16 protein-coding genes are annotated in these 16,074 nt (G+C 64.7%); 5 read left to right on the forward strand and 11 right to left on the reverse strand.

Going from position 1 to position 16,074, the window contains the following annotated elements; all coding sequences use genetic code 11:
- Window positions 1–43 precede the first annotated feature (43 nt).
- A complete protein-coding gene (locus tag A3E1_RS0114480) occupies window positions 44–1,159 on the reverse strand; it encodes a calcium:proton antiporter (protein WP_020521499.1) in 1,116 nt (371 codons plus the stop codon).
- Between the two features lie 23 nt (window positions 1,160–1,182).
- Between A3E1_RS0114480 and A3E1_RS40245 the strand changes: the two genes are divergently transcribed.
- The gene (locus tag A3E1_RS40245) at window positions 1,183–2,235 is read left to right on the forward strand and encodes a DUF4037 domain-containing protein (RefSeq protein ID WP_157631516.1); all 1,053 of its coding nucleotides are present in this window, start codon (window positions 1,183–1,185) and stop codon (window positions 2,233–2,235) included.
- Here the strand turns inward: A3E1_RS40245 and arfB are convergent.
- Genes arfB through A3E1_RS40250 form a run of 4 tightly spaced genes read right to left on the reverse strand, consistent with a single transcriptional unit; the run spans window position 2,207 to window position 6,479 of the window.
- On the reverse strand, window positions 2,207–2,662 hold the full coding sequence (gene arfB / locus A3E1_RS0114490; RefSeq protein ID WP_051105027.1) for an alternative ribosome rescue aminoacyl-tRNA hydrolase ArfB: 456 nt from the start codon (window positions 2,660–2,662) through the stop codon (window positions 2,207–2,209). The two genes, A3E1_RS40245 and arfB, sit on opposite strands and share 29 nt — an antisense overlap.
- 26 nt (window positions 2,663–2,688) lie before the next feature.
- On the reverse strand, window positions 2,689–3,957 hold the full coding sequence (locus A3E1_RS0114495) for a C39 family peptidase (protein ID WP_020521502.1): 1,269 nt from the start codon (window positions 3,955–3,957) through the stop codon (window positions 2,689–2,691).
- A 51-nt stretch (window positions 3,958–4,008) separates the two neighbouring features.
- A complete protein-coding gene (locus A3E1_RS0114500) occupies window positions 4,009–6,144 on the reverse strand; it encodes a bifunctional polysaccharide deacetylase/glycosyltransferase family 2 protein (protein WP_020521503.1) in 2,136 nt (711 codons plus the stop codon).
- Window positions 6,141–6,479, reverse strand: coding sequence for a hypothetical protein (locus A3E1_RS40250; protein ID WP_157631517.1), 339 nt, complete (start codon window positions 6,477–6,479; stop codon window positions 6,141–6,143). Before A3E1_RS40250 ends, A3E1_RS0114500 begins: the two co-directional genes overlap by 4 nt.
- An 86-nt stretch (window positions 6,480–6,565) precedes the next feature.
- On the opposite strand from A3E1_RS40250, the gene A3E1_RS0114510 reads away from it, so the two are divergent.
- From A3E1_RS0114510 to A3E1_RS0114525, 4 genes are all read left to right on the forward strand, one after another.
- The gene (locus tag A3E1_RS0114510) at window positions 6,566–7,150 is read left to right on the forward strand and encodes an RNA polymerase sigma factor (RefSeq protein WP_020521505.1); all 585 of its coding nucleotides are present in this window, start codon (window positions 6,566–6,568) and stop codon (window positions 7,148–7,150) included.
- A gap of 35 nt (window positions 7,151–7,185) precedes the next feature.
- Window positions 7,186–7,833: a hypothetical protein gene (locus tag A3E1_RS40255; protein ID WP_020521506.1), complete on the forward strand. Its 648-nt coding sequence runs from the start codon at window positions 7,186–7,188 to the stop codon at window positions 7,831–7,833.
- A 65-nt stretch (window positions 7,834–7,898) separates the two neighbouring features.
- Window positions 7,899–8,567, forward strand: a complete 669-nt coding sequence (locus A3E1_RS0114520; protein ID WP_020521507.1) for a hypothetical protein — start codon at window positions 7,899–7,901, stop codon at window positions 8,565–8,567.
- A 118-nt stretch (window positions 8,568–8,685) separates the two neighbouring features.
- Window positions 8,686–10,008 (forward strand): glycoside hydrolase family 18 protein, encoded by a 1,323-nt coding sequence (locus tag A3E1_RS0114525; RefSeq protein WP_020521508.1) that lies wholly within the window; start codon window positions 8,686–8,688, stop codon window positions 10,006–10,008.
- Here A3E1_RS0114525 and A3E1_RS0114530 read toward each other — a convergent pair.
- The 6 genes from A3E1_RS0114530 to A3E1_RS0114555 are packed head-to-tail and all read right to left on the reverse strand — an operon-like array spanning window position 9,976 to window position 16,060.
- On the reverse strand, window positions 9,976–11,019 hold the full coding sequence (locus tag A3E1_RS0114530; RefSeq protein WP_026208439.1) for an LLM class F420-dependent oxidoreductase: 1,044 nt from the start codon (window positions 11,017–11,019) through the stop codon (window positions 9,976–9,978). The genes A3E1_RS0114525 and A3E1_RS0114530 overlap by 33 nt on opposite strands.
- A 52-nt stretch (window positions 11,020–11,071) precedes the next feature.
- Window positions 11,072–11,503 (reverse strand): SRPBCC family protein, encoded by a 432-nt coding sequence (locus A3E1_RS0114535; protein WP_020521510.1) that lies wholly within the window; start codon window positions 11,501–11,503, stop codon window positions 11,072–11,074.
- Between the two features lie 9 nt (window positions 11,504–11,512).
- A complete protein-coding gene (locus tag A3E1_RS40260) occupies window positions 11,513–12,412 on the reverse strand; it encodes a GNAT family N-acetyltransferase (protein WP_020521511.1) in 900 nt (299 codons plus the stop codon).
- Window positions 12,413–12,444: 32 nt separating this feature from the next.
- Window positions 12,445–13,674, reverse strand: a complete 1,230-nt coding sequence (locus tag A3E1_RS0114545) for a glycosyltransferase family 2 protein (RefSeq protein WP_020521512.1) — start codon at window positions 13,672–13,674, stop codon at window positions 12,445–12,447.
- A complete protein-coding gene (locus A3E1_RS40265; protein WP_020521513.1) occupies window positions 13,671–14,540 on the reverse strand; it encodes an NAD-dependent epimerase/dehydratase family protein in 870 nt (289 codons plus the stop codon). Before A3E1_RS40265 ends, A3E1_RS0114545 begins: the two co-directional genes overlap by 4 nt.
- Window positions 14,537–16,060, reverse strand: a complete 1,524-nt coding sequence (locus A3E1_RS0114555) for a GMC oxidoreductase (protein ID WP_157631518.1) — start codon at window positions 16,058–16,060, stop codon at window positions 14,537–14,539. The genes A3E1_RS40265 and A3E1_RS0114555 overlap by 4 nt, the downstream gene beginning before the upstream one ends.
- Between the last annotated feature and the right edge of the window lie 14 nt (window positions 16,061–16,074).

Raw genomic sequence — 16,074 nt, forward strand, 5'->3', positions numbered from 1 at the left:
AGTGGGACCAGCCTGGCGCACCCCTGCTGGTCCCACCACCGTCTTAGGGCACCGTCGTGAGCACGAGAAACGCCGCCAGAATGGCGAGATGGATCGAGCCATTGAGCAGGGTCGCCCGTCCTGGAACGATCGTCAGCGTTCCTACCACGATCGTCAGCGCGAGCAGCGCCATATGGATCGGGCCCAGTCCTAAGATCAGCGGTCCGTCAAGCCACACCGACGCGAGCGCCACGGCTGGAATGGTCAGGCCGATGCTGGCGATCGCCGATCCCACGGCGAGGTTGAGGCTGACTTGAATCCGGTCGCGCCGCGCCGCACGCACGGCGGCCATGCCTTCGGGCAGCAGCACGAGCAGGGCGATCACCACACCAACCACTCCGGCCGGTAAGCCCGCGGCCGCGACTGAATCCTCAATGGACGGGGAGATGAGCTTCGCGTCGCCAACGACCGCCACCATCGCCACGACGAGGAACCCGAGGCTGAGCATGCTCGCCCTGATGCTCGGGAGCCCGTGGGCATCCTCGGCCGCGGTGTCGATGACGGTCCCGTCGGTCGCGATCGGCTGGAAGAAGTCGCGGTGCCGCTTTGTCTGTGTGAGCACGAACAGGCCGTAGAGCGCGAGCGAAGCGACGCCAGCGAAGGCCAGCTGCGCCGGAGCGAATTCCGGTCCAGGCTGACTGGTCGTGAAGGTCGGCAGCACCAGTGAGAGCGTCGCGATGGTCGCGACCGTCGCCCACGCGGCACCCGTTCCCTCCGCATTGAACAGTGCCACTTTTCGCCGTAGCGTGCCGGACACGAGCGCCAGTCCGACGATGCCGTTGCAGGTAATCATGACCGCGGCGAAGACCGTGTCACGGGCGAGGGAGTAACTCTTCGGGCCGCCGGCCGACATGAGCGTCACAATAAGACCGACCTCGATGACCGTCACCGCGACAGCGAGGGTCAGCGAGCCCATGGGTTCACCGACCCGGTGCGCGATGACCTCAGCGTGGTGCACAGCGGCCAGGACGGCGGCGCCGAGCAGCAGGGCCACGACGATGACACCCGCGATGGGCGGCTTGCGTCCCCAAAGAAGAAACAGCGGAAGCAACGCCGCCACCGGGACGATGACTGTCCACGGTGGGGAGAACCGGCCGTCTTTGCCCGCCACAAAATCCACTTTGGCAGAAGATAATGCCTTTCGTGACTGAACTGGCAGGTGCGGCGCTGTCCGAAGCGTTCTACCGGGAGCTCGTGGCTCCCCTGCTCAACCGCGGGTTTCCCCGCTTGCGCCACTTAGCCGGGAGGCTCGGGTCCGGCTCAGACGTGCTCGGGCTCGATGACGCGCGCAGCCAGGATCACGACTGGGGCTGTCGGCTCACGCTGCTCGTCGACGCGGCTGATGAGCAGGCCATCGGCGATCTGAGCGCGTCGCTGGAGCGTGACCTGCCGGAAACGTTCCGGGGCAGGCCGGTGCGCTTCCCGGTGACGTGGAATCCACAGCCCGTGCACCAAACCGAAATCGCGACGGTTGAGGCGTTTATCGCGAGCCGCCTGGGGTTGCTGCCGCTCAGCCACCTCGACTGGCTCTGCCTCACCGGGCACAGCGTGCTCGAAGCCGTTGGGGGGCCGGTGTTTCACGACACGACAGTGGCGTTTGGTCAATGGAAGAGCAAACTCCGGGAGTACCCCCTGGAGGTTGAGGTTTTCAATCTGGCCTCGGCCTGGCAGAAACTCGCGCAGGGGCTGGCGTTTGTGGGCCGCACGGCCGAAACGGGACAGGAGCTGCAGTCCCGGATGCTCAGCGCCCGGCTCGTCACGGTGCTGATGCAGCTGGCCTTCTTCCTAGAGCGGCAATGGATCCCTTATCCAAAGTGGACGGAGAGACTGCTCCCTCTCGCTGAATCACTTACCCCACACCTAGAACAAGCCGCGACCGCGAAGACCTGGCATGAGCGCGAAGACGGCCTTTGCCGGGCAGCCGATTTCCTAGCCGAGCGGCAGCGGCAACGCGGGCTGCCCGCCGTAAAGCCAGCGACCGTCCCCTTTTTCGACCGTCCTTACCGGACAGTCGCCAGTGAACTCACCTCGGAACTGCTTGCCCTGATCACCGACCCGGAGCTGAAACGCTTGCCGCCCATCGGTTCCATCGAGCTTTGGGTGGACAACACCGACATCCTAGCGCGGCCCGAGCACCGGCCCGCCGTGCTGGAAAGCTACCGCGCGCTCATTCGTCGCCGCGGCGCAATTGCTTGATGGTGGAGCGGCGCTTCTTCGAGGCGATCCGGCGCTCGACGGAACCCTTGCTGGGCTTGGTCGGGCGGCGCGCCGGCCCCGGCGGTGCGATGGCGTCACGCAACAGCGCGGCCATCCGGGCTCGCGCGGCGACACGGTTTTGCAGCTGCGCCCGGTGTTCGCTCGCGGTGATCGTCAGGACTCCGTTGACCAGGCGCGAACCGAGCCGCTCGATGGCACGGTTTCGCAGGTGCTCGGGCAGGCTGGCTGACCGCTGCACATCAAAACTGAGCTCAACCCGGCTGTCCGTGGTGTTGACGCCCTGGCCACCCGGGCCGGAGCTGCGTGAGAACCGCTCGCCTAGTTCCGCCGCGGGAATGACGAGCCGGTCGCTCACCTGAAGATCGCCGGTCACGCGGACATTATTACCCGGATCCGGGGCGGGCATTCGCACCCGCCCCGGATCGGGGCCGTTCACCAGTTTGCTTGCCCGGGGGGCGTGGGCAAGGACACTGATGACGGGTGAATAACGTAGGTGATGCCGCCGCTCGTATCGAGCCAGGCGGCCTCAAATTCAGCCCTGCCAACAATCTTGCGGACCGCGGGGTTGTCCACGGCGGCCGGGTCGTTGAGCACGGGCTGCCCGGTCGCGGTGAAACCCACCAACACCAGCAAGTGCCCATTCGTGCCGTAGCTCAAACCAGGAATCTTGCCCTTCTTGAACGACAGCGACAGGACCAGCGGAATGCCCGCGGCGATGAACTTCTCAGCCTCGTTGAGCGAGCGCAGCCGCGTCACGAATCCTTCCAAGCCGAACCGGCCGGCGTAGGCGGAGTTGAACGGCCAGTTGCCGCAACCGCTGTAGGTGTAGTCGAAGGTGTTGCGGGCCGCGTAGTCGACCCAGGGGTCGGCAAAGGACGGGTCGACCCAGGCGTAGTCGGCTGGCGTCGGCCCAGTGCCCCAGTGCGCCACGACCATCGAGGTCGACGTCGGGCTGCACCAGGCTTCACCGCCGTTGTCCCACTGCGGATAGTGACCGTCGTGCAGGTGCTGCGAATACTGCGGCACCGGCAGCACAACGCCCTGAGCGAGCGCGGGCGTGCTGGCGGCGACGCTTCCGGGCTCCGGCAGCTGTGAGGCCATCATTCCCATCGAGCGGACCTGTGGCGTCTGCGTTGTCCCAGCTGGACGGTAGAGGGCGACCTCGACCTGAACACTGGTAACAGCGTGACCCTCCGCCGCGACGAAAGTGTCGACGGAGACAAATCCGTCGGTGTCTCCTTGCAGCGACACCGAGGTGCGCGTGATTTCGGTGTCGTCAGCGGCCCAGACGCCCATGATGTACCACTTCGTGGTGTTGCCGAGCTGAGTCACCCCACGAAGGCGGATCTCCAGCCAGGTGCCACCGGGCGTGCTCGCGGTCCACGAGGCGATCGCTTCGGTCGCGGTGAACCCGACGGGAAGCATCGGTGACGTCCAGGTCGCGTAGTCGTAGGTGCCCGACGTTCCGGTGACCGGGTCAGTGAAGCTGCGCTGGCCCACGGGAGCCGAGATCGTCAGAGCGCCACCGGCCAGGGCCAGCCCGGCGAGTGTTCCCGTGCTCAGTTCCGCGTCGCTATTCCACCGTTTGAACAGGACGTTGCGTGTCGTGCTCACGGGTGGTTTCTTCGGCTGCACGGCCGCGGTGTTCGCCGCGCCCAACGCTGCCAAAGCCGCGAGCTTCAAGGTCGTTCGTCTGTCCATTAACACTCCAGAGGGGGTGGAAAGAAATTTTCCTAGAGCGTGCTCCATCCGTTAATTTCTGGCAAGAGGCCGATCATGCTCATCGTGCGACATCAGCGCGGCGGCCGATCCCGTACGGGCCATGCGGTGCCAGCCGAGCCTGCTGCCGATCAGGGCGGTCACGACGGACTGAACGACCACTAGATACATCAGCTGCCGGTAGACGATCTGCTGGAAGGCGATGCTCACCAGCGGGCCGAGCTTTTCCCGGTCGAGCTTGAGCGCCACCGCCGCCGCGAAACCTTGCAGCGCCAGCAGGCCGATCCAGAACACGGCGATCTGTTGCCACGTAAGGAAAAGCAGGCCATAGACGGCGAAGATGTCGACCGCGGGCGCGGTTAGCGGCAGCGCCACCTGGAAAAGGGCCAGATAGGTCAGCCCGATCTTTAGCCGGTTACGTTCACCGACGGCCCGGCGGTGCTTCCACATCGCTTGCATCGTCCCGTAACACCACCGGTACCGCTGGCGCCACAGTTGCCGCAACGTCGAAGGCGCCTCGGTCCAGGCGATCGCGTGCTCTTCGTAGGTCACCTTCCACCCGGCCCGGATCACGGCCATGGTCAAGTCGGTGTCCTCGGCGAGCGTGTCGCCCGGAACACCGGCGACATCGTTCATCACCTCGGCCCGGAACGCCCCGATCGCACCCGGAATTGTCGGCATGCAACCCGCGACATCATAGAACCGCCGGTCGAGGTTGAACCCGATCACATATTCCAAATGCTGCCAGCGACCGAGGAAACCCTTGCGGTTAGCGACCTTGGTGTTGCCCGCGATCGCGCCAACACGGGGATCGGCGAACCCTTGCACGAGGTTGTAGACGGTATCGGGCTGAAAGACGGTGTCTCCGTCCACCAGCACGAACAACTCGCCCCGGGCGGCCCGCATGCCCGTGTTAAGCGCGGCCGGCTTGCCCGCGTTCGCTTGCTGGATAACGAAAACGTCGGGCAGGCGAAGCCGCCGGACGATGTCAGCGGTGCCATCGCTGGAGCCATCGTCGACGACGATCACTTCCAGATAGGGGTAGTCGCTTGCCACAAGTGAACGCACGGTCGCCGCGATGTTGGCCGCTTCGTTGTACGCCGGAACGATCACCGACACCGGCACCAGCACCTCGTAACGCCGGTAAGACCAGCGCCGCTTGACGCGCTTGCGGTGCAGGCGAACCGTAATGAGCTGCACCACCAACCGCAGCACAGCAAGGCTCAACGCGATGCCCAGCAGCCACGTCATTCCCGTCGCGACAGCCGAAGCGACCACCTGCGCCCACCGCAACGTCTTGCCCCGCCACTGCTGTGCCGTCGGAGCCGGTGTCATCGCCGACGGTGCGCCAGCCGCCTTCGACACCGTCTCGAAACGGTAGCCTTTGGCCTTCAGCGCCGGAAGCATAACATCAAGGGCCGCAACGGTTTGGCTCCGGTCACCGCCACCGTCGTGCATCAGCACGACCGCTCCGGCGACTACCTCCGGTGTACCGGCCTTGACGATCGCATCGGTTCCTGGGCGCTTCCAGTCCTTAGTGTCCACATCGGACAGCACAGCGACATAGCCCAGCTGAGCGATCTCTTGCAGCGTTTCGAAATCACCATTGGTCAACGCGTCCGCACTGGACGAAAACGGTGGCCGGAATAGGTTGGTCTGCAAACCCGTCGCGCCAGCGATCGCGTTGCCCGTCAGCGTGATCTCCAGCTGACGCTGCCACGCGGATGTGACCGCCAGCTCGGCATGCGTGAACGTGTGCGATCCGAGCTCGTGCCCCTCATCGGCGATGCGCCTGGTCAGCTCAGGCTCTTCGTTGACGTTTGCCCCGATGACAAAGAAGGTCGCCTTAGCGTCATATTTGGCGAGGATGTCAAGAATCTGCGGCGTCCACTGTGGATCAGGCCCATCGTCAAACGTCAGCGCGATGGTCTTTTCAGGCATCGACAGGCTCCGGACCGTGGGACCGTCCAGCCTGATCACCGGTCCGGCTTTAAGAGCTTCTTCTGGTACGCGGTCGGCCTGCATATCGCCGGCCGGCTGATCGCGCCCGGACCCGCCGAGCACGCCGCTGGAATATCCGCCCAGCATCAGCAGGCCGAGCAGGACGACAAGGCCGAGCAGCAGGAGAATCCAGTGGGCTCTGGGCTGCCTTACTAATCGGTGGCTCACGGCTTGCCGGGGGTCTTCGACGGCCGTCCGTGGCCGTTGCCGTTGCCGTTCCCGTTTCCGGGAGGGGTGGTGGCCGGCACAGTGGCGGGGGTGGCGGTCGGCTTCTGCTGCGGCGTGGCGGAGGTGGGCGCTGGCTCAGGCTCCTGCGCGGGGGTCGCGGCGGGCTCCGGGTGGGCCGCGTCCGGCCAGCCCGGCAATTGACCTGGTGACCCCGTGAACAGCCCGGCCAGGAGCATGACCAGTCCGGTGACGAGCAGGACCCCGAGTCCGCTTCCGAGCACCAGGACAGCGCGGCGCCGGCGGCCGGAGCTGTCGACAAATACAGGTCTTCTCACGGTCTTAAACAGCGCCAGAGGGTGAGGTTTTGTCACATCGCCGCCCGGCGCTCGCGATCGGGCGTGGGAGAGTGCAGAATCCTCGGGTGACCGCGACCGGGCCAGGCCATGCTCAGCCAGACGAATTGGCGTCTGCGCTCAGCGCTGCCCGCGAAGGTGACGACCAGGCATTTCGCGCCCTATATCAAGCCATTCAGCCCGGTATGTTGCGCTATCTCCAAGTACTCGTTGGTGCTGATGCTGAAGACGTAGCTTCCGAGACCTGGCTGCATATCGTCAAGGACCTTCATACCTTCCGTGGGGACAGCAACGGTTTCCGTCGGTGGACCATCACGATTGCCCGTCACCGTGCGCTAGATCACCTGCGGCACCATCAGAGGCGCCCCTCCGTGGCGACACCGGTGGAAACGCTGGCCGATCTGCCCGACCGGGAGGTGACCGAGGACCAGGCGATGCAGCTCGTGTCTACTTCGGAGGCGATGGCGCTGATCGCGTCACTGCCGCCGGACCAGGCAGAGGCCATCCTGCTGCGGGTCGTGATCGGACTGGACGCGGAGTCATCCGCCAAGGTCTTGGGTAAGCGCGCCGGAGCGGTCCGCACTGCCGCTTACAGGGGGTTACGACGCCTAAGCGAAGCGCTTGGGCAGCACATTCCGGGCACGGAAGAGTGACATGAACCGTGGGACTAGACGCTGAAGGGGATGAGATGACCGAGCACCCGCGCCACCTTGATCGCGAAACCGCTGAGCGACTGCTTAGCGGCGCTTCGTCGACCGCTCATCCCGAGCTGTCTGCCCTGCTGTCCAGCGCTGCCGGCCCGGCCCTGCCCGGCGAGCTGGCGGGCGAGTCAGCCGCGGTCGCCGCGTTCCTGGCCGCCCGGCGCAATCCGATGCAGCGGCCGCACAGGCTGCGCCGGATGCTCGTTCTCAAGGTCAGCGCGGTCGTCGCCCTGGTGACGGCGGGCGGACTCGCGTTCGCGTCGGGGACGGGAATCATCCCCTCTCCCTTCCGCCCGACGCCGGTTCCGACGGTGTCGTCTCCCGTGCCTAGCGTGCACCCATCGGCTGGCTCGGTAACGCCATCGGCCGCGCCCTCCGCCTCCGATGAGGCGGCGGAAATGGTTAAGGGCCTTTGCCACGCCTATCTCGCCAAGTCGAGCGAAGACCGCGCGAAGGCGCTCGAAAGCCCCGCGTTCGAGCGGCTCGTGGCCGCCGCGGGCGGGGCGAATCAGGTAGACGCGTACTGCGCGGCTCTGCCGGACAAGCCGAAGCCTGAGAAGTCGCACACCCCAGGCAACGACGGCCAGGTCCCTGGCGGACGCCCGTCCGCACCACCCAGTAACGCCAAGCGGTGACACAAAGCCGGGTCGTGGCGCTGTAGGAGGTGAACCCTCACCAGCCTTCGACAAGGAACCCTTACATGCGTCTCTTCAGGCTCCCCAGCCTGCTAGCCGGCATCGCGGCTGCGGGCATTATGGCCTTTGCCAGCCCGGCATGGGCGAACATGACGATTAACATCAATCCCGGCAACGTGCCGACCACGGCCGTCGGTCACAGCGACCACGAGTGCGGCGGCGTTCCGGGCGGGCCATATGGCGATAAAGATGTCTGGGTCTTCAACCTCGCTGGCAACCACGACACGACCGGTGACTTCGTCACCGTCACCGCTCAGTTCTCTACGCCTGACGGTCCGAAAACGTTCACTATCCCGACCGACGGTGGGGCCATCTACCTGTCCGGTCACAGCAAGGCCTACATCGCGCTTCCAGCCGGCTACACCTTGACCGGGGCGTCGGCCGAAATCACTGGGACCGCGTCGCAGTTCGTGCTGACGCACACCTGTCCCGCTGGCGGGTCGCAGAGCCCGTCGCCGGACCCCAGCCCAAGCCCGAGCAGCAGCACGCCCGGCGATCCAGGCGGTTCGCCGAGCAACAGCACCCCCGGCACGCCGGGGCTGCCCACCACCGGCGCAGCCGTCGGCACCATCGCGGTTTCCGGCGTCACCATCATCGCCGTCGGCGCCGTGGTGCTGTTCCTGCTCAACCGCCGGCGCAAGCTGGAACTAGCGCGACTGTCCGAACTGGAATAGAGGCTTTGCTCTGGCCGGTGCGGCGTGGTGAATCCCCCGCCCCTTTCTCGCGTCCGCACCGGCCGCCTCCCCCATTTGGACGATCCGCTGAAAATTATTAAAGATAACTATCTTTAATATGATAAATACCTTCAGGCGCACCCTGATCGCGTTGCTGGTAACTCCTGCCGCGCTGGTAGCTGTTCACTCCTCCCCAGTCGCAGCGGCCGCTGACCTACCGTCGGCGGCCGCTGCGCCATTCGTGAAGGTCGGCTACTTCACGCAGTGGGGCATCTACCGGCGCAACTTCACCGTGAAGAGCCTGCACACCTCAGGCATGGCGGGCAAGCTCACCCACATCAACTACGCCTTCGGCAACGTTGGCGCGGACGGAAAGTGCTTCGAGGCCAACGAAGCTGGCGTCGGTGACGCCTGGGCGGATTACCAAAAGGGTTTCAAGGCCGGCGAATCCGTTGACGGCGTGGGCGATGTCTACAACCAGCCACTCGCCGGAAGCTTCAACCAGCTCAAGAAACTCAAGGCGATGTACCCGAACCTGAAAGTCCAGATCTCGCTCGGCGGCTGGACCTGGTCGAAGTACTTCTCCGACGCGGCGCTGACCCCGGCTTCGCGCGCGGCGATGGTTTCCAGCTGCATCGACCTCTACCTCAAGGGCGACCTCCCGTTCATTGGTAACTCGACGCGCGGGGGCGTGGGCAGTGGTTACGGCGTCTTCGACGGCATCGACCTCGACTGGGAATGGCCCGGCTCAGAAGGCAACGTGGGCAACATCGTGCGGCCCGAGGACAAGCACAACCTGACCCTTCTCGCTCAGGAGTTCCGTAGCCAGCTCAACGCCTACGGCGCTCAGGTCGGCCGCACGTTCTCGCTGACCGCGTTCCTCCCGGCCGACCCGGCAAAGATCGCGGCTGGCATCGAGATCGCGCCCCTGCTGTCGTCATTGGACTTCGCGACGATCCAGGGCTACGACCTGACCGGCCCGTGGAACCCGGTCACCGGGCACGCCTCCAACCTTTACCCGGTCAGCGGCTCAACTTTCAGCGTTGACCTCGCCATCGACACCTATCTCGCTGGCGGCGCACCAGCCAGCAAACTCGTGCTCGGCATTCCCTACTACGGTAAGGGCTGGGCTGGCGTGAGCAGCACCAACAACGGACTTGGGCAACCGTCCACTGGACCGGCCCGGGGCACGTTCGAAGACGGCACGGAAGACTACAAGAAGCTGGTCACCAAGACAGGCACGGTCTTCTACGACCCGACCGCGGTCGCCTCTTGGAAACTGAGCGGCACCAACTTCTGGTCCTACGACACTCCACAGGTCATCGCCCAGAAGTGCGCGTATATCAAGACCAACGGGCTCGGCGGCTCCATGGTCTGGTCCCTGGACGGCGACACAGCGACAGGTGAGCTAACTACCGCCATCCACAATGGACTTCAGTGACGCGAGGTCACGCACCCGATCAGCGTGCGTCTGCGCCATCGGTGAAATCTGAAGGGTAGTAACACCAGCGGCCTTAAAGGCGGCGAGCCGGTCCTTCACATAGGACAGCGGCCCGGCGATGCACGTGTTGTGCACCAGCTCATCCGGGACGACGGCCGCCGCCTCCGCTTTGCGGCCGCTCAGGAACAGCTCCTGGATTTTTTGCGCTTCTTGGGCGTACCCGTAGCGGCGCACCAATTCGTTGGAGAAGTTCTTCTCCTTGGCTCCCATGCCGCCGATGTAGAGCGCGAGCGCCTGCCGGTGCCCCTCCCACACGTGCTCGGGCCGGTCAGTGATGGCGAAGGGCGCGGTCACGAGGATGTCGAGCGAGCCGAGCGCGGGGTCGCGTTTGGACAGTCCAGCCTTGAGCGGCTCGCCCCACACGTGGTGCGCCTTTTCCGGGTAGTAGAACAGGGGCTGCCAGCCTTCAGCGATTTCGGCCGCCAGCGCGACATTCTTGGGACCCACGGCACCCAGGATCACCGGGATCCGGTCACGCACCGGCTTGTTGATTATCTTCAGCGGCTTGCCGAGGCCGGTGCCTCCGGGCAGGGGCACTTGGTAGTACTTGCCGTTGTGCACGAGCACCTCACGGCGCCACACCTTGCGGCAGATTTCGATCACTTCACGCGTACGGCCCAGAGGAGCCTCGAAGGGTACGCCGTGGAAGCCCTCGATGACTTGCGGACCCGAGCTGCCGATGCCCAGGTTGAACCGCCCGCCGGAGACGAAGTCCAGCCCAGCGGCGGTCATCGCGGTCAGCGTGGGCGTGCGGGTATAGAGCTGCATAATCCCCGAAGCGAGCTGCACCCGGGTCGTCCGGGCGGCGACGAACCCGAGCAGGCTGACGGCGTCAAAGCTGTAAGCCTCGGGCACGACGGCCAGGTCAAGCCCGGCTGCCTCATAGTCGGCTAGTTCCGCGACGGCTTGTTCGAACCCACCGGCGTAGCTGATCATCATTCCAATCCGCACACAGACGAAGTTATGGCGAATTCGTCGAACAAGCAAGTGCTTGGTTGGACGGTCAGGAATAGAGCCGCTCGAGGTTGTTCAGCGTCTCGTGGATCGCTTTGCGGTTGCGCCGTGGGAACCAGCTGATGCCGATGAGCCAGGGATAGTTGGCCGTGGACCAGTCGAAGGTTTCGGTGACGGCCGTCTGGGCGTCGCCTCGGGGCTCAAACTCCCACCGCCAGCGGTGGCCGTTGAAGTGGCGCCAGGCGATGAGGCGCCCTTCCTCAAACTCCACCACCGTGTTGAGGATTTTGTAGGGCGCCCCCATGCGCATGTCCATGCCAAACTTCATGCCCAGCGCGAGCCGGCGTTTGCTGCCCCGGGCCGCGATCACCGAACCTGAGCCGTCGATGACCGGATGCTGCTGCGGATCTGCCAGCAGCTCGAAGAGTTCGGCTGCCGGGGCATTGATGACGCGCGTCTCGGAGATCCGTCGCTGGCTCACTCCGCGATACTAGGCGAACTTCTTGATAGCGGAACGGGTCTCACCAACGAACTCATAGCCCAGCCAGGCATTGATCGCCCGCATAGGAGCGTTGACCTCGTCGTTTCCGGTGTATGCGGCGGTAATCCCCGCCTGAGCGGCCAGTTCCAGCGACTTCGCTTTGATCAGCTTCACCAGGCCGCGCCCGCGAAACTCGCGCAGGTTGTCCGTGCCGCCAGACATCGCTTTGCCGGTCTCGTGATTCGTGATCAGTGCCGTGGCCGCCGCCGGTTTGCCGTCGACGAAAGCGATCAGGCTCAGCTCTTTGTCGAGCGTCACCCACTGGCTGTCAAACCACTCCTCATAAGGCATTCCCGTGAAGGCGACGTCGCCTGGCTCGTCGCGGGCAGCCACGTCGACGACGTCATACCACGGCTGCGGTCCCGCCTCAGCGGCCGTCAAAATCGTTACCCCGCTGGGGATTTCGGGCATGGGTGGAAGGACGCGCGGGTCCAGGACGATCCACCTATTCGTGGCGCCAAGCACGAACCCATGATTTTCAGCGAAGGCGACCGAGTCGTCGTTCACGACCAGGTAGACCTGCAGCTGGCTGGCACCGATCCCGCGCAGATGCTCCTCAAACCGAGCCAGCAGCGCCGCCCCGATCCCCTGCCGCTGCACTGTCGGATGCACACCAAGCGCCATGATGCCCGCATTCGGCTGGTCAGCGTGCAGGTCCAGCTTGGCCCAGCCGCTGCCCAACACCCTGCCGTCGACCTCGGCACAGAGCCGGAGCACTTTCGACTCAGGCGTATTGCTGTCGAACCACACTCGCTGTGTTTCGATAGTCGCTACATGCCACGGCTCTGCCGCCCGCCGGATCGCGTCAATATCCGGAATATCGTCAACCGTCGTTTCCCTGATCAGCACGTTTCCGACCCTACCGACCGGTGCAACCGGATTTAGACGCCCACGCTTTGCTTGACCACTTGGGCCTTAGCGCTGTCCGTGCTGGGCCGCAGCGCCGAGCCCGAGACGGCCCGCAGCGACAGCAGGCTCGCGAACAAGCCTGACGACATGACGACGACACCGAGCGCGATAGCCGTCGCGGATGGCAGCACGATCCGGATCGTCTCGCGCAACACGAGCTCCCCAAAGCCGCTGTTGCCCCAGGTGCTGAGCGCGAACACGGTGCCACCGATGCCAGCGGCGATCAGAATCAGCCCCGCCGCGACACAGACTTCGAACCGGAGAATGCGGCTCCACCACGCATGATGGTCCTCATTGGTGATTCCTTCTTGGACACCGTAGAGCCTGGCGAATCCCCCAAACAGCATGAGCTGAACGCCGACGAGAACCGAAAGACAGGCATACACCAAAGCGTTGGAGTCAAAGGAAACGCTGCCAATCTGCCGCTCGGCCGGAAGCAGCCAGCCAATGCCGGCCAGGCCCAGGATCGTGAAGATCAGGCCGGGCAGGATGAGCGTCCGCTTCGGGGCGAACACCAGCAGGAAGCGAAGATGACGCCAGCCGTCGCGCCAGGTCCGCAGGTGCGGTGGGCGGCTGCGGCCGTCGGGGCGCAACGTTGTTGGCACTTCAGCCATCGAGTAATTCGCGAGCGCGGCGCGGATCACGAGCTCGCTGGCGAACTCCATGCCGGGCATGCACAGCCCAAGGGCCTGAATCCGGTCGCGGTGAAAGCCCCGGAGTCCACAGTGGAAGTCGCCAATCTTCTTCAGCCCGAAGAGGTTTCGGCCGAGCCACGACAGCACCGGGTTGCCGAGATACTTGTGCAGGAAGGGCATCGCTCCGCGCTCAATGCCGCCGCGGAAACGGTTGCCCATCACGACATCGTTGCCCGCTCGCAGTTGCGAGATGAACGGGCCGAGATTTCCCAGGTCGTACGAGTCGTCCGCGTCACCCATGATCACATATTTGCCCTGAGCGGCTTCGATGCCGGCGAGCAGCGCGCCGCCGTACCCCCGGATCGGGGCATGGACAACCCGCGCGCCAGCTTCGACCGCGAGCGCCTGTGACCCGTCGGTCGACCCGTTGTCGGAAACCAGGACCTCTCCACGCACACCGATGCGCTCAAGTCCCTCGACCGCTTTGCGAACGCACGTGGCCACCGTCTCGGCTTCATTAAGACACGGCATGAGCACCGTGACCTCAATCTCGGACGTCGCGGTCATTGCTCTTCCTCCATCTGGGCCGACCCGGTTAGGGCCGAAAAGTCGCGGAATGTAACAGGGGTTTGGCGGGTTGGTCCAAAGTCCGGTGCCGGATTCTGGGTCACCAGGCTGATGACGCTATCGCTGCGGAAGCCGGGCCGCAGCCCCACTCGTTCCGCCGTCCAGATCAGCATCCAGACCGCTCGCCACGGCACGGACAGCAGCCGGAGCTTGCGACCGCGCGCCTTGGCGAGGCCTGCCAGGATCTCCCGGAAGGTCCAGCCGTTCTCACCGGCGGCGATGATGGGCATGCCGCCCGGCTCGGCGGAAGTGGCTAGCGCGATGACGAGCTGGGCCAGGTCATCTTCGTGGCACGGGTAAAGGGTCTGCCGGCCGTTGCCGATCAGGGGGACCACAGGCAGCTTTTCCATCGCCGCGGCCATCGCGCCCACGATCGCCCCTGGCTTCTCGCCAAACACGACCCCGGGGCGGATGACGATCGCTCCGAACTGGCGCGCCTGCTCTTCGATCGCGAGCTTCGACTGACCGTAAAGGCTCTTGCAGCCTGGGTACGCGCTAATGGTTGAAATGAAGATGATCTTCTTAACGCCTTCGCGATGAGCTTGCTCCAGCAGCTTCATCGAGCCGCCGACATTCACCCGGTAGATATCTTCTTTGCGAACAAGGCTGAAATCCCACGCGCAGTGCACGAGAACCTCGATCTTCGCGTCGCGGAAGTAGCCCTCGGGTGCGCCATCCGCGAGCGTGAACGGGACGGCGTTGTCGCCTGAGCGCTTGAGTTCGTCCACATTGCCGCCGTGCGCGCGGAACGCGGCGGCGAGCCGAGAACCGAGATAGCCACCGGCACCGGTAACGGCGACATTCATGACAGACTCCGATCGGAAGCGATCCGGTGCGCGTTCGCCATCACCGTGAGCGTGATGGTGCTCGCATTGATCGTCGGCAGCACACTTGAGTCAACGATGTGGACCCGCTCGAAGCCATACGGGCGGCCAAGCCGGTCGGTCTCGAAGGGGCCGGGCTGGCTGCGCATGGGAAGCGTGCCACCGGAGTGGAATCCCCGGCCCGGCTCGCTGACCTTCATGCCCGGGCCGATGGGCATGGCCTTCAACAGCGACCTGCTCGTCCTGAGCTTGCGCACGACCCCCTTGAGCGCGGCACGTGTCGCGGGCGAGCGCCGGCCGTTCATCTCCAGAGTTCCGGACTTGTCCAGCGTCAGCTCGATGCGGGCCGACAGGTCGGAATGCAGGTAGCCCTGGATCAGGAGCATCCGTTGCAGGAACGCGTCTGACATCGGCCTAAAGAGCGGGTAGGCGAACCTCAGCATCGCCTGAATCGCCTGACGGTAGAGGTCGTTGTAGGTGTAGACCTGCAAATGGACGCTGTTGGCCGAGATCCGTTCATCGAAAATCTCAATGAACGCTTGTGCCAGCGTGTGCAGCTCCTCTTTCGCCGCCCCAGGCGCACCGGCGTAGCGGAGCATCGGCAGCAAGAAGTACTGACTGTCCAGAACAGACAGTTTCTGCCCGTAAGACTGGGTGGATTCCAGGAACAGTTTGGCCGTTGGCAGCACTCCCGCGCCCGAGAACAACCTGGAGCCCTCATAGGTCAGCGGCGAACCGTCGGCCAGCGAACGCGCTTCTATCCGCACACCGCCCGCGTTCTCGGAGAATCGCTCAACGACAACGCCGGGCTGGTAATGGAAAAGTGGGTTCGTGCGCAGGTCCCTCAGCGTGAAGGCCGGGTTGTAGATGAGCCCGTAGGGGCATCCATACATGCACAGGCCGCACGCGGCACACCCGGTCGATTCGATCGCCAGCCGGGACCGGCCAAAGAGAAAGCCTTTCGCGTGAAGGGCTTCCTTGTTGCGGTCCAGGTCAGCGAGGAACAACTGAGCCTGCCGGCTTTGCGGCAAGGAGCCGAACTTGCTGGAGTACAACGGAAACTGCGGTTCCAGTCCGTCCTCAACACCCGACAGCGGCAGGTAGGAGAACACCGAGGCGTAATGCGGTGCCAAGTCCTCGTAGGTGATGGGCCAGGAACCCAGTTCGCTAGCGTGATACGGCAGGACCGAAGCGCCCCAGACGCTCGCTAGGCCGCCCTGGGCATAGGACGGCAGCAGGCCGGTGTCGTTGCCGCGCCTGGGGAGGTGGGTCTCGCCGTCGCGGTACGGATAGTCCGAGCCGTAGATGTATTTGAGCGGAATGCCCGCGGCACCGGACCGCATGTTGTCCTTGACCGCTGACACTTGTGCTGCCGTCCACTCGCCTTTGTCCTTTTCGGACATTTGGCGTACCAATTCGGCGCGCTCACGTTCTAGGCTGTTGCCAGCGTCGAGCATGGTGACCTCGTGACCTTGCGCCAGCAAAGCCACCGCAGCGGACACACCCGCTGCTCCGG

This window comes from Catelliglobosispora koreensis DSM 44566, assembly GCF_000379685.1.
Classification (GTDB): Bacteria; Actinomycetota; Actinomycetes; order Mycobacteriales; family Micromonosporaceae; genus Catelliglobosispora; species Catelliglobosispora koreensis.

What these genes read in the sequence shown, in the direction of transcription:
- arfB (WP_051105027.1), bottom strand. Translation starts at nt 2,662, where the DNA reads ATGCCCGCCCCGGATCCGGGTAATAATGTCCGCGTGACCGGCGATCTT.
- A3E1_RS0114495 (WP_020521502.1), bottom strand. Translation starts at nt 3,957, where the DNA reads ATGGACAGACGAACGACCTTGAAGCTCGCGGCTTTGGCAGCGTTGGGC.
- A3E1_RS40255 (WP_020521506.1), top strand. Translation starts at nt 7,186, where the DNA reads ATGACCGAGCACCCGCGCCACCTTGATCGCGAAACCGCTGAGCGACTG.
- A3E1_RS0114520 (WP_020521507.1), top strand. Translation starts at nt 7,899, where the DNA reads ATGCGTCTCTTCAGGCTCCCCAGCCTGCTAGCCGGCATCGCGGCTGCG.
- A3E1_RS0114525 (WP_020521508.1), top strand. Translation starts at nt 8,686, where the DNA reads ATGATAAATACCTTCAGGCGCACCCTGATCGCGTTGCTGGTAACTCCT.
- A3E1_RS0114545 (WP_020521512.1), bottom strand. Translation starts at nt 13,674, where the DNA reads ATGACCGCGACGTCCGAGATTGAGGTCACGGTGCTCATGCCGTGTCTT.
- A3E1_RS40265 (WP_020521513.1), bottom strand. Translation starts at nt 14,540, where the DNA reads ATGAATGTCGCCGTTACCGGTGCCGGTGGCTATCTCGGTTCTCGGCTC.